This is a genomic window from Kordia periserrulae, from assembly GCF_003054265.1.
Classification (GTDB): domain Bacteria; phylum Bacteroidota; class Bacteroidia; order Flavobacteriales; family Flavobacteriaceae; genus Kordia; species Kordia periserrulae.
The window spans coordinates 348,829-360,628 of the sequence record NZ_QBKT01000005.1 but is presented as its reverse complement, the minus strand read 5'-3'; the positions used below and the strand labels follow the sequence as shown (position 1 = coordinate 360,628).

At 34.8% G+C, this 11,800-nt stretch carries 15 protein-coding genes; 4 read left to right on the top strand and 11 right to left on the bottom strand.

From position 1 onward, the window contains the following. Positions 1-134: 134 nt before the first annotated feature. Entirely contained in the window at positions 135-560 is a 426-nt protein-coding gene (locus C8N46_RS12640; protein WP_108115261.1) for a sugar 3,4-ketoisomerase, read from the bottom strand. A gap of 3 nt (positions 561-563) precedes the next feature. Next, on the bottom strand, positions 564-1,649 hold the full coding sequence (locus tag C8N46_RS12635; RefSeq protein ID WP_108115260.1) for a glycosyltransferase family 4 protein: 1,086 nt from the start codon (positions 1,647-1,649) through the stop codon (positions 564-566). 38 nt (positions 1,650-1,687) lie between these two features. Here C8N46_RS12635 and C8N46_RS12630 point away from each other — a divergent pair, with 38 nt between their 5' ends. Further along, the gene (locus C8N46_RS12630; RefSeq protein WP_108115259.1) at positions 1,688-2,827 is read left to right on the top strand and encodes a glycosyltransferase; all 1,140 of its coding nucleotides are present in this window, start codon (positions 1,688-1,690) and stop codon (positions 2,825-2,827) included. A 77-nt stretch (positions 2,828-2,904) separates the two neighbouring features. On the opposite strand, the gene C8N46_RS12625 is transcribed toward C8N46_RS12630, so the two are convergent. Genes C8N46_RS12625 through C8N46_RS12620 form a run of 3 tightly spaced genes read right to left on the bottom strand, consistent with a single transcriptional unit; the run spans position 2,905 to position 4,145 of the window. Further along, a complete protein-coding gene (locus C8N46_RS12625) occupies positions 2,905-3,360 on the bottom strand; it encodes a tRNA (cytidine(34)-2'-O)-methyltransferase (RefSeq protein WP_108115258.1) in 456 nt (151 codons plus the stop codon). An 11-nt stretch (positions 3,361-3,371) separates the two neighbouring features. Next, the gene (locus C8N46_RS20485) at positions 3,372-3,539 is read right to left on the bottom strand and encodes a hypothetical protein (RefSeq protein ID WP_158269141.1); all 168 of its coding nucleotides are present in this window, start codon (positions 3,537-3,539) and stop codon (positions 3,372-3,374) included. 57 nt (positions 3,540-3,596) lie between these two features. Next, on the bottom strand, positions 3,597-4,145 hold the full coding sequence (locus C8N46_RS12620) for a CIA30 family protein (RefSeq protein WP_108115257.1): 549 nt from the start codon (positions 4,143-4,145) through the stop codon (positions 3,597-3,599). Positions 4,146-4,639: 494 nt separating this feature from the next. On the opposite strand from C8N46_RS12620, the gene C8N46_RS12615 reads away from it, so the two are divergent. The 3 genes from C8N46_RS12615 to C8N46_RS12605 all read left to right on the top strand — a co-directional run bounded on the left by C8N46_RS12615 (position 4,640) and on the right by C8N46_RS12605 (position 6,467). Then, positions 4,640-5,143, top strand: a complete 504-nt coding sequence (locus tag C8N46_RS12615) for a Dps family protein (protein ID WP_108115304.1) — start codon at positions 4,640-4,642, stop codon at positions 5,141-5,143. Between the two features lie 118 nt (positions 5,144-5,261). Continuing rightward, complete coding sequence (locus tag C8N46_RS12610) at positions 5,262-5,786, top strand: hypothetical protein (RefSeq protein WP_146169814.1); 525 nt, start codon at positions 5,262-5,264, stop codon at positions 5,784-5,786. Between the two features lie 192 nt (positions 5,787-5,978). Beyond that, on the top strand, positions 5,979-6,467 hold the full coding sequence (locus C8N46_RS12605) for a DapH/DapD/GlmU-related protein (protein ID WP_108115255.1): 489 nt from the start codon (positions 5,979-5,981) through the stop codon (positions 6,465-6,467). Between the two features lie 361 nt (positions 6,468-6,828). Here C8N46_RS12605 and C8N46_RS12600 read toward each other — a convergent pair whose 3' ends face one another. From C8N46_RS12600 to C8N46_RS12575, 6 genes are all read right to left on the bottom strand, one after another. Next, complete coding sequence (locus tag C8N46_RS12600) at positions 6,829-7,569, bottom strand: acyltransferase (RefSeq protein ID WP_108115254.1); 741 nt, start codon at positions 7,567-7,569, stop codon at positions 6,829-6,831. Beyond that, complete coding sequence (locus C8N46_RS12595) at positions 7,566-9,053, bottom strand: O-antigen translocase (protein WP_108115253.1); 1,488 nt, start codon at positions 9,051-9,053, stop codon at positions 7,566-7,568. Before C8N46_RS12595 ends, C8N46_RS12600 begins: the two co-directional genes overlap by 4 nt. Before the next feature lie 14 nt (positions 9,054-9,067). Further along, positions 9,068-10,180, bottom strand: coding sequence for a DegT/DnrJ/EryC1/StrS family aminotransferase (locus C8N46_RS12590; RefSeq protein WP_108115252.1), 1,113 nt, complete (start codon positions 10,178-10,180; stop codon positions 9,068-9,070). Continuing rightward, complete coding sequence (locus C8N46_RS12585) at positions 10,177-11,049, bottom strand: GNAT family N-acetyltransferase (protein ID WP_108115251.1); 873 nt, start codon at positions 11,047-11,049, stop codon at positions 10,177-10,179. Before C8N46_RS12585 ends, C8N46_RS12590 begins: the two co-directional genes overlap by 4 nt. A gap of 185 nt (positions 11,050-11,234) precedes the next feature. Further along, positions 11,235-11,534, bottom strand: a complete 300-nt coding sequence (locus C8N46_RS12580; RefSeq protein WP_108115250.1) for a type II toxin-antitoxin system RelE/ParE family toxin — start codon at positions 11,532-11,534, stop codon at positions 11,235-11,237. Further along, positions 11,527-11,775: a type II toxin-antitoxin system ParD family antitoxin gene (locus C8N46_RS12575; RefSeq protein WP_108115249.1), complete on the bottom strand. Its 249-nt coding sequence runs from the start codon at positions 11,773-11,775 to the stop codon at positions 11,527-11,529. The genes C8N46_RS12580 and C8N46_RS12575 overlap by 8 nt, the downstream gene beginning before the upstream one ends. Positions 11,776-11,800: the final 25 nt, after the last annotated feature.

Here is an 11,800-nt window from a genome sequence, read left to right as displayed (position 1 = left end):
TTTTAGGTCGCTTTGCTTTTGGTTTGCTGATTTTTGTTTTTTGTTGTTCGTTATTTGTCGATTCGTCACTCATAACTCATAACTCATAACTCACTACTCGTATCTCATAACTGTAAATTGAGCGAAGCCGAAATTTACTTAGACAACTTCACATCTTCTTTGGTAATGACATAATCTTGATAATCGCGAATGTAATCGGATTCGTCAAATTCGTCGGAAGCTAGGACAAGACAAACCGCTCCGGAAGAGAAATTTTCCAATTCGCGCCAAATTCCTTGCGGAATCAAGCAACCTTGGTTGGGTTTGTTGAGTAAAATGCGCCTTTTGGATGTGCCATCTTTAAAAATTACTTCAAAACTTCCACTCAATGCAATTAGTACTTCTTGCTGTTCTACATGTGCGTGTCCACCTCTTTTTGCGCCACTAGGAATGTCGTACAAATAATACACACGTTTGCATTTAAAAGGAATTGTATCACCTTCAACGACAGAAATATTTCCTCTAAAGTCTTCGATTTTGGGGATGGATATCAATTGAATATCAGCAACAGTTGTAGACATATTTTAGGCATTTATGAGTTGAATCCATTCTTGGATTACGGGTTTTTCAGTGAATTTTTGTATGGAAGATACAGCATTTTCTTTACAATTCATATACAATTCCATATTTTCGATTAAAAGTATCATTGCATCTTTCAACGCCGCAAAGTTTTGATCTTCAACGAGCAAACCGTTGGTTTTGTGTTGAATTATTTCACTCGGTCCCGATTTACAATCAAAAGAAATGACAGGTGTTTTTTGCTGCAATGCTTCTAATAAAACCATCGGAAAGCCTTCTACCCTACTCGATAACACTAAATATTTTGCGTTTCTGATGTATGCTGTCACGTTTTCTACAAATCCCAAGAGTTGTACGTGCGCTTGTAATTGCAGTGTTGAAATCAATTGCTCCAGCGATGCTCGGTCGTCTCCTTCACCACAAATATACAGCTTAATATCTTGTTTTGCTAATTGTGATGCGTGATAGGTTTCTATCAATTTATCAAACTGTTTGATGTCGTTTTGCAAACGTCCAACCGCAATGATGTAGTTTTCTTTTGCCGCATTTGGTTCACTCTGAGACGATTCTACGGCAGTGATATAATTGGGAATACACAACAAGTTCTCAAAATCGTACAACTCGCCCAATTTCCACTGAATTTCATCAGAAACCGCCACTACAGCATGCGTTTTATTATAAATTTCTCGAAATAGTTTTCCTTTCGGGATATGCCACTCAATATGATAGCTGTGCACCATCATGATCATTTTTTCGGCTTGAAAGATGCATTTGTGCAACAGCCATTCCATCACAAAGCGACTTCGCGAGCGAAAGTCAATATACATATCGGCATTGCATTGCTTGTAGGCTTTTTTAAACGCAAAAAACTTCTGAATTTGTTTGATGATTTTCACAGAAGATTCACCCTTTCCAAGATTGTACAAGGTTCCTGCAAAATCGTACGAAATCTGGTCTTTTACCGAAATAATGGATACTTCAAAACCGTATTTGTGAAGCGATTTTGAAAAGTTGGCTGCTTGCTTTTCCGCGCCGCCGCCGCTGAGACATTCTACAATTAAACAGATTTTCTTTTTAGAATTTTGCCGCATAAAGTTTTCCTACTATCTTTCACACAAATATACTGTTTATGCGCATATTATTGGTTGGAGAATACAGTAGATTTCACAATTCACTCAAAGAAGGTCTACAAAAGTTACAGCACGATGTGACACTCATCGGTCGCGCTGACAACTTTAAAAATTATCCAATCGATGTTTCGCTTGAAGCTACTTTTTTTCATAAAAAAATTCCCAATGCGTTTCGGCAGTTGTTTTTTAAGATTTTCAAGATTGATATTGCATTTTTGGAGATTACCTATCGTTTTTACAAACACCGAAAGTCGTTTCGCAACTACGATGTGGTGCAATTGATTAACGAGTTTCCGTTTGCTACGACGCCTTTTGTTGAGCGGAAATTGTTGAAATATCTCTTTAAACATAATAAAAAAGTCTTTTTGTCGTCATGTGGCGATGATTTTCATTATGTGAATTTTATTTTGAATGCTGATTTGCCTTATCACATGTTAACAGCTTATCAAAAAGATAAAAGTACTAAAAAGTGGTTTCAGTATTCGCTTCAATATTTGTCAAAATCGCATGAAAAGTTGCATCATTTTGTGATGAAAAATATAAACGGAATTATTCCTGCAAATTTTGATTATGAAATGGCGTATCGAAATCATCCAAAAGTATTACCACTGATTCCGTTTCCAATCAATATAGATGTACTCAAATTTCAACCGTTAGAATACAACGGAAAAGTGATTATTTTTCATGGCGTCAATAAGGTCAATTATTTAAAAAAAGGAAACAATTTGATTGAGAAAGCCTTGCAACTTGTTGCGAAAAAATATCCCAATCAGGTTGAGATTAAAACGGCGGAGAATTTACCGTATTCGGAATATATTCAAACCTATAACGAAGCGCATATTATTATGGATCAGTTGTACGGTTACGATCAAGGTTATAATGCGCTTGAAGCGATGTCAAAAGGAAAAGTAGTGTTTTCGGGAGCGGAAAAGGATTTTTTAGCCTATTATCAAATTGAACAACCTGTATTGATGAACGCGACTCCAAACGTTGATGATTTGGTTGAAAAACTGAGTGAGCTGATTGAAAATCCTGAAGAAATGATGGCTATTGGAAAGCGTGCACGTGCATTTGTGGAAGAATTTCACCAATATGAAACAGTTGCGCAGCAGTATGTTTCTCTTTGGAATGAGTCGTAGATTTTTCTGGACTCACTGATTTTAGCTGTTTTCGACTGCGCTCAAACTGACAATTTGAACTTCGTAGTCTTACATTTCTAAGAATTCAATTGCCGAATACCTTCATACACCACAATACTTACGGCATTGGCTAAATTTAAGCTTCGTATATGTTCACTGAACATTGGAATGGTGTATAAAACTTCACTATTTGCTTCCGTGATTTCATTTGACAAACCCACAGATTCTTTCCCAAATACCAAAAACAACTCGTCTTCAAACGGAATTTCTGTATATGATTTTTGACTTTTACTCGTGAGATAGACCATTTTTTTGTCTGCATTTTTTGTGTAGAATTCTTCGATGCTTTCGTAAATGTGTACATCTAAATGTTGCCAATAATCAAGTCCCGCACGCTTGAGTCGCGCATCTGTGATTTCAAATCCAAAAGGTTTTACCAAATGCAAGTTAGAACCTGAAGCCAAACTTAAACGTCCGATATTTCCTGTGTTTGTGTGAATTTCGGGTTCTACGAGGACAATGTTGTATGGCATTTCTAAATATTTTATTCTTCTGTACCAATAAATGAAATAGCAATAGAAATAAAACACATACCACTGAGTAATCCCATTCCAATAGCTCCACCTGTAGCATATATACTTCCAAAATAAGCGCAGCCAACGGCACATAGTATTGCCACTAACAAAACAAAACCTCTATAAATATGACTCATGTATTATTTTTTACTAAAATATAATATAAAGAAAAGTATTTTAGAAATGTTTCTTTTTTATTCAAACTTTATATAATCGATTTCAATTTTAAAAGGTCCCGCTTTTTTTTCGTTGGAGATGAATCCGATACGAAGAATATTTGCCAATTCTTCTTGCGTCGGTTTTCCAGATCGTTTGCGACCGATGTTGTAGCGAACAAAGTCTGAAAACTTAATTTCTTTTTCTTCCCATTTCCAATCGGTTGTTGGTAAATCGGCTTTGTAATACGGTACATACCAACGTTTGTCCATTTCTAGCGTAAAGCCCATTGCATAATTTTTGGAACGATACCGAATGATTATTTTTTTATAGGAAGATAGGTCTCGTTTTGCATATTGGCTTCTGTAAGAGGAAAATCCGCCATTATTTTCTAAGGAAATCATACCACTAAAAACGACACCATTATCTGTAAATCGAACATCGCCTTGGGAAAGTCCGCCCATCACGCCATCATTGGTGATTTGCCAACGTTCACCATCTTTGTATTTTCCAAAATCGATGTCAGATTGTTGTGCATAAAAGAGTTGGGATACTAGTAAAAAACATAGCGTGTAAAATGTATTCATTCCTTTTTTTCTTAAAGATACAAAGATTTAAAAAAGCTGTAAAATGATGTCTGAAAATTGTAGATTTAATTTGTTAAAATTTGAAACTCAACATCACACAAAAACTCATTTTAAACTAGATTTTTAGTTTTTGAATAATTATTTGATTTTTTATATTTTCATTGAAGAATCATCAAAAAAAAACAATTTTTCATTTTATTTTTAATTTTTATTCAAAATTCAATCATTTTTCAACAGAAAACAAATGTTAAAATTTTAACAAATTATGAATTTTATTAACATATTTTACGTTAATTTTTATTGCTACAAGTTAAGTTTTGTTAAATCACTTGACATTTTTTTCTCATACCTTATATTGAAAGTGTGATTATTACAAATCGCAATTGAAGCACAAAAAATTACTTCTTGATATTTCATTTTGGGTTCTCCAAAGTTCAAGCCAAGTGTTTCTTTTTAAAAATCAATTATTAATCCAAAAAACATTAAAATATATTATGAATTATCTAAATATGAGCGATGAAAAATTAGTCCCAGTAGTAGTAGAATTGAATACGCTATTGGCTAATTATCACGTATACTATCAAAAATTAAGAAGTTTTCACTGGAATATTTTAGGAAAAAACTTTTTTGACTTACACGAAAAATTTGAAGAATTATATACCAACGCACAAACAAAGATTGATGAAATTGCAGAACGTGTGTTGACCTTAAAGTATCACCCAATTAGCAAAATGAGTGATTACTTAGAAATTTCTGCCGTAAAAGAATCAAGTCCATTATTGACCGATTCAGAAATGATTGAAATTTTAATCAATGACCACAAATTGATTTTATCACAAATGAAAGTGGTAATCGATCATGCTAACAACGCAGGAGATGAAGGTACCATTGACTTAATTGGCGCATACATTAGAGAATTAGAAAAATCTAGTTGGATGTTGAATGCTTGGACCAAAAAAACTTCTGCACAATTGAATAATTCTATGGTAAAAGCCTAAGAATTTCAATATCAATCAAATAAAGATTTATACACAGTAAATCGAAAAGCTGTCGAAGATGTCATCGCAGTACTATTTAAAGTATGACGTCATAAATAACAAAAAATTAAAGATTATTATGAAAAATTATATAAAATTATTAGTCCCCGCAATTATATTATCAACCTCAATTTCATTTGCACAGAACAATTTAAAAGATTCAGAAATTGTACGTACAAACGTAACTGAATATGAAATTGTAGAAAAAGCTGTAAACTCTGAAGTGAGAATTTACGAAGATACCAAAGCAGTATATCCAGTAGCCTTTGAAAATGATGATAAGTACGATTTGAACCAAAAACGTTTGATTGTAGCGCCCGCTTTAGAGACTACTTTTAAATTGGACATGGATAGAGATTCTAATTATGAAAGAGAGATTACCATTAAATATGTAAAACCAGAAAATTTCAATTATGACTTTATGTTGACAAGAAGTGGATTGAATGTATGGTGCACAGAAAATGGAATGAAAGTGAAAGAAATTCATAGAATTGAATCCGATAATAAAAAGAAAAAGGTAAGTATGTTAACAACAAAAGGAATGTATAATATTATCATGTCGAATAATAATGTATATGAAATTGAAGTGATTGACATGAAGTAATACAACCTAATTACCTGAAATAGCCTACGCTATGTAAAGAACCATCTCAAGTTTTGAGATGGTTTTTTTATGTGTACACAAAATTCTGACACCACGTAAAGCAATTGTGATATTTTAATTATGTGGTATGTTTTTAGTTTTATTTTTCTATTTTCGTTTTTCATTGTATAACCATCATTTTCCCAGTATTGTATGGAGTTTAATTGTATTTCTGAAAAAGCGACTATCGGTAAAAATGTAACGATTGGCAAGTTTTGCATTATTGAAGAAGATGTTGTAATAGGAGATAATACGGTAATACGAAATTATGTAGAACTCCGAAAAGGAACCGTAATTGGCGAAAATTGCTATATCGATTCGCGTGTCACGTCTTCTGGAAATTGTGTGATTAAGAATAATGTTACGATTCGATACGATTCTATCCTAGCGCGCGGTTTGGTCGTTGAAGACAATGTGTATATTTCTCCAAAATTAATGACCAACAATCTCAATACAGCAAAACAGCAAATCGGAGGCGCACATATTGGTGAAAATGTTTTTATTGGAACGAATTGTATTTTGCATCACGGAATCACGATTGGGAAAAATAGTGTCATTGGCGCATTGTCCTTCGCGAACAAAGATATTCCTGAAAATGAAGTCTGGTTTGGAAATCCTGCTACGTTTCAACGGAAAAAATAGGTTTTGTTTGAATGTTAAATGTTGGATGCTAAATTATTGTAAACTTTAGAAATTCTCAGCTGTTCTCGATACAACGAACGTGCGTTCGCCACTCGAACTGACGCTTGGAAACTCTATATGTAAAATGATAAATTTTAAACGTAAAAGTACACACAAAGCTCTTAAAATACTAAACTCCCAAACTAAAAACCAATCTGTCACTTCGAGTGAAATTTCGAAAAAATTTAGTATCGAGAAGTACTTTGAAACTTTATGGATTTTGAATGTTGGATGTTGAATATTGAATTATTCTCTAGACCTAAACATCTAAACTTTTAAACCTTTAAACTTCAAACAACAAAACATTGACACATTAAAAAAATCACCAAATAATCTTAAACTTTTTCAACATCTCCTTCTCGCCTTCCCAATCGCGGTTGTAGTTTTGTTTGATGAGTTTTGCGGGAACGCCGCCGATTAAAATATTGCTTCCCCAATCTCTGTAATCTTTATTGACCACCGAATTGGACGCAATAACACAATTTTCAGGAGTTTTGGTGCCTGGCATGATGGAAATTCTGTTGGAAAACGCATTGTATTTTGCCAAATGCACAGGACTTGTCATTGGATACAGTTCCCCTGTTTCGGTATTCATCATCGGATGAAAATTAGAATCGGTCAATTGTGATTCGTAACCAATGCCAACCCAGTCGCTTAAAATAACTTCTTCTTTGCATATCAATTTTACGTTAGAACCCAAACACGACATATACCCAAATTCGCAGTACGCGCCTTCTCCCACATGTACAAAACAATCAATTCCGATGTGTGCGTGACCTTTAAAAACCAATTTTCCCATCACAGACAATTCTGCAATTCTTTTGGAGCGCGTCGGCAATTCAAACTTTTGTCCAAAACCAATCATGCCGCGTTTCACTTCGGGAACATCCAAGATAATTTCACCACTGATATCAGAAAATTTTACCGAACCGTAAAACATTACTGGTAGCTTTCTCGCAATGCGAAACGGAAACTTTTTATAATTAAAATAGATGGTTTTCATCCAGTTTACGGCAGTATAAAACTTCCAAACACGTCGTATTTTATTGAAAATTCGTCTCATGAGCGTTTGAAAAGCTTATTTTTTATCAATTGTTTAATGTTCATCTTTTTTTGCAATTGCGAATATGTAAAGATATAAGAAAGAAGCATTATCGCAATCATTCCGCCGTATTTCAAATATATATTGTCTAAATAAGTACACGCAAATCCGAGTCCGCTCAACAATACGCACAGTAAAAATAGCTTGAAAAATGCGGATTGAAACCACAATCCATACGCTATTTTCGTAATAATCAACAGACTTACAAAATGTATAATATAATACGCTAACACGCTAATTCCCAAACCTGTCAATCCGCCGAAATAATAGCCAACACAATTCATTGTCAACATCAATATTGAAAAACCAATGGAAGTTTTTACAAAGATTCTGGAATCGCCTTTTGCTAAAATTACATAGCCAACCGACCAAGAAACTGCTTTAAATGCCATGCCTAAAACGCCCCAAGAAATCAATCCCAAAATCACTAAAAATTCTTTTGAGTATAAAATATTCACGACTAACGGCGCTGCCACAAAAAAAGTAGTAATGATTGGCGTAAGTAATAAAATAGCAATGGTTGCCTGATTCCGTACTGCAAGCTGCACTTTGGCATTTTCGGTGTGAATCGCAGACAATCGTGGAAAATAATCCGTTCCCATCGCGTTGAAAATCATGCCTACATATGCGTTGATGATTAAAAATCCCGCAGTGTAATAGCCAACTTGATCCAATCCGCCCACATGGCGAATAAATATTTGTAATAGATAGGTTGCAATTAATGTGACAATTCCTGTGATGCTCAACACCAAACCTAAGCGTAGCATACTTTTTCCTTCTACATACGCTTGTTTGATTCCCAACGAAATTCGTTGAATTTTTAGTGTGTTTTCAAAATACCAGAAGAAACCAAAAATCACAACCGCCGTAATGATAATTGTTGGCACAATTGCTTCCAAACCGTACATGTAGTATAGCGGAATCGAAACAAGCAATCCAACTGTACTTCCCAACACATTGGCGACAGCTAACTTTTTCAAGGCTTGTGTTCCTTGTAGAATCGCGATTTTTCCATTAGTCAATTGCATAAAGAAAATTGCCAACGCCAGCCAAATAAATTCAAACGTATAGTCTGTATTTCCGAAAGTGAGTTTGCTCAACAACGCTGAAAATACAATCGTAAAAACAGCTCCGATACTTGCCGTAATCATGATGAATTTTTGCAGAATGCTGACGGTTTGCTGAATGGCTTTTTCATCTTCGGAAGCGTGTACATGTGCCAATTCTTTGACAGCACTTGTGTCCAAGCCAAGTTTCGCAATTTCGCTTACCACTTGAATTGTACTATTAAACAAGCCAATAATTCCCATTCCGACACCACCGAGTAAAATCGCTACAATTTTAACACGAATGATGGATATCAATATCTTAAAAACTTGAACGCCGCCAAATAACGACGTGGCTTTTAAAATATGCGTGTATGAAAATTGTGGGTTGTTCGCCATAAAACTTATGGAAGTTATGTTTGGTTGGTGTATGAATTGAGCACAGAAATAATCGTATCCACTTCAGCAGGTTCCAATACAGGATTGATAGGCAAACTCAAACATTCATCATGAATTTTCTCCGTGATAGGAAAGTGCAAATGATTCCATTCTTTGTACGCTTCTTGCTTGTGTGGTGGAATTTCGTAATGAATCAACGTGCCAATACCGTTTTCTTTTAAATACTTTTGAAGTTTGTTTCTATTTTTTGTGCGAATGACAAACTGATGAAACACATGCGAAGCCTCATTTTGATACGTTGGCAAGATGATTTCTAGATTTGTTATTTCGCTTAGATATCGTTTTGCAATGCGTCTTCTAACTTCATTATCCGCATCTACATGTGGTAATTTTATACGAAGAAACGCTGCCTGAATTTCATCCAAACGATAATTTCCTCCTTTATACTGATTTACATATTTTGATGAACTTCCATAATTGCGCAACTTACTAATGATTTCCGCTAATTCTGAATCATTCGTCGTTACTGCTCCTGCTTCTCCCAGCGCACCTAAATTTTTTGTTGGATAGAAACTAAATCCCGCCGCATCACTTAAATTTCCAGCTTTCTTACCTTCAACATTTACCGCGCCATGTGCTTGTGCGGCATCTTCCATCACGAGTAAATTCTGTTTTTTAGCAATGGCATGAATTTCCTCCATTTCCGTCAACTGTCCATATAAATGCACCACTAAAATAGCACGCGTTTTCCATGAAATAGCCGCTTCGATTTCGGAAATAGCTATATTAAATGTTTCTGGATTCGGTTCCACCAACACAGGTTTCAATCCCGCTTTGGTGATTCCTAAAATCGTGGCAATATAGGTGTTTGCAGGAACGATGATTTCGTCACCTTCTTGCAGTTTCCCCATGATTTTATACGCTTCCAATATCAACGTCAGCGCATCTAATCCGTTGCTGACACCAATGCAGTACTTCGTTCCGCAATAGTTGGCAAAAGCTTCTTCAAACTGACGTACATTTTCGCCCAACACATAATATCCAGAATTTAAAAACTGTTTGAAAGCAGCTTGAAATTCCGTTTCATATCGCGCATTGAGTTTCTGTAAGTCCAAAAATGGTATCATATAAAAATCGTGTCAAGTTTGTGATGCTTTTGCACGTCAATTTCGTAAAAATCTTGCGTGATGGTTCGTGCGCCAAAACCTTCTTTCCAATAGTGCAATCCTTCGTTGATGTTCTTTCCTTGATTTTCGTTTGAAATACCAAAATCAAAGTACATTTTATCTTGAAAAACATCGTTCAGCAAATGCAAATGTAAAAAGTCCAGACTTCCCAAACTGTTTTTGTCTTCGTTTCCTGAAATGTATTGCGAATGCGCTACATGTTCGGTTTCAAAAATGGTCGTTCCTGCGACGATTTCATCATTTTTATACACATTGAATTGTCGGATATTTTTTGGAAAATGTTGTTTTAACAATTGAATTTCCGCCAATGTATGCACAGGTGTTGCTTCGTGTTTTTGGCGTAAGTTCGGAATTAAAATTTGATTCCAAAAGGCTTCAAATGTCTGTTCTTCTTTAGTAACCAAACCGTGTTTGAGTGCGCGTTTATTTCCCGCGATTCTGTCTTTCGATATTTTTGGGCGATGTTTCATATTTACCACCGAAAGTGCATCTCTTCGTGATAACTTCGCTTCTAAAATAAACAACAAATACTGCAATTCATCTGTTGGAAACGGACTGTACATCGACGGCAACAATTTGATATGCAACTTTTCGATATTGTTTTCTTCCAAATATTCCAGCACTAATTTCAAACATTCAGCAACATCGCGAAGCTTTAGATTTTCGTCAAAAAGCAATCCGCCATAGGTCAAACCCAAATGTGAATACACACGATTATCACGTTGATTTGCAGGAAATAGTGCTACTAATTTCTCTTTTTTGTAAAGCAGCAACGAATGATCTTTGAAACGGTCTTTATGATAGTCCATAAAATCGCGATAGAACAAAAACGTACTATTTTTTGCGTTTGAGACAAAGTCGTCCCAAAGCGATTTGGAGGCATCCGTGTATGTGGTTAGTGTATAAATGAGGGTTTGGTTTAGAAAAAGTGAATTTACTAATTTTAACGTACTTTAAGGAATATTCGTATGTGAATTCAATGAGGAATTGCCATTTATTCTTGAATTCTGTTTTCTAAATCCATTCGTTCGTGTAGAATCCTAACAATTTCTATACTATTTTTAGAAGATTGGCGATAAAAAATGATATGCTTTCCTGTTTTGAATCCTAATAATTTGTTATGAATGTTTTCATAACTCTTACCGATAGAAGGATTTTTTGAAATTTCTACACAAGCCGCCTGAATCAATTTGTAATATTGATCTGCTTGATTTTCAGACCAATTTAGCAATGTATAATTCCAAATTTCCGATAAATCATCAACAGCTTTCTGTCTAAAAATAATGTTAGTCATTATTTCTTGTCGATTTTAGCTTTGCTAGATGTGAATCAAAATCAAAATTTTCAACTACGGCACTGTTCATACCTTCGTGAATCGCGTTTCGCAACGCAGCCACTTTATTTTCTTCATTTTCCAACAGTCGAAGTCCCGCACGAATGACTTCACTCACATTTTTGTATCTCCCTTCAGAAACTTGTGCTTTCACAAATTCATCAAAATAATTCCCTAATAATATGGACGTGTTTTTACTCATAGAGTTGACTTTTTTATAAAAGTAC

Bases quoted from the DNA above. Each gene is read 5' to 3' on its own strand.
- C8N46_RS12640 (WP_108115261.1), bottom strand. From the start codon at position 560: ATGTCTACAACTGTTGCTGATATTCAATTGATATCCATCCCCAAAATC.
- C8N46_RS12635 (WP_108115260.1), bottom strand. From the start codon at position 1,649: ATGCGGCAAAATTCTAAAAAGAAAATCTGTTTAATTGTAGAATGTCTC.
- C8N46_RS12630 (WP_108115259.1), top strand. From the start codon at position 1,688: ATGCGCATATTATTGGTTGGAGAATACAGTAGATTTCACAATTCACTC.
- C8N46_RS12625 (WP_108115258.1), bottom strand. From the start codon at position 3,360: ATGCCATACAACATTGTCCTCGTAGAACCCGAAATTCACACAAACACA.
- C8N46_RS20485 (WP_158269141.1), bottom strand. From the start codon at position 3,539: ATGAGTCATATTTATAGAGGTTTTGTTTTGTTAGTGGCAATACTATGT.
- C8N46_RS12620 (WP_108115257.1), bottom strand. From the start codon at position 4,145: ATGAATACATTTTACACGCTATGTTTTTTACTAGTATCCCAACTCTTT.
- C8N46_RS12615 (WP_108115304.1), top strand. From the start codon at position 4,640: ATGAATTATCTAAATATGAGCGATGAAAAATTAGTCCCAGTAGTAGTA.
- C8N46_RS12610 (WP_146169814.1), top strand. From the start codon at position 5,262: ATGAAAAATTATATAAAATTATTAGTCCCCGCAATTATATTATCAACC.
- C8N46_RS12605 (WP_108115255.1), top strand. From the start codon at position 5,979: ATGGAGTTTAATTGTATTTCTGAAAAAGCGACTATCGGTAAAAATGTA.
- C8N46_RS12600 (WP_108115254.1), bottom strand. From the start codon at position 7,569: ATGAGACGAATTTTCAATAAAATACGACGTGTTTGGAAGTTTTATACT.
- C8N46_RS12595 (WP_108115253.1), bottom strand. From the start codon at position 9,053: ATGGCGAACAACCCACAATTTTCATACACGCATATTTTAAAAGCCACG.
- C8N46_RS12590 (WP_108115252.1), bottom strand. From the start codon at position 10,180: ATGATACCATTTTTGGACTTACAGAAACTCAATGCGCGATATGAAACG.
- C8N46_RS12585 (WP_108115251.1), bottom strand. From the start codon at position 11,049: ATGGACTATCATAAAGACCGTTTCAAAGATCATTCGTTGCTGCTTTAC.
- C8N46_RS12580 (WP_108115250.1), bottom strand. From the start codon at position 11,534: ATGACTAACATTATTTTTAGACAGAAAGCTGTTGATGATTTATCGGAA.
- C8N46_RS12575 (WP_108115249.1), bottom strand. From the start codon at position 11,775: ATGAGTAAAAACACGTCCATATTATTAGGGAATTATTTTGATGAATTT.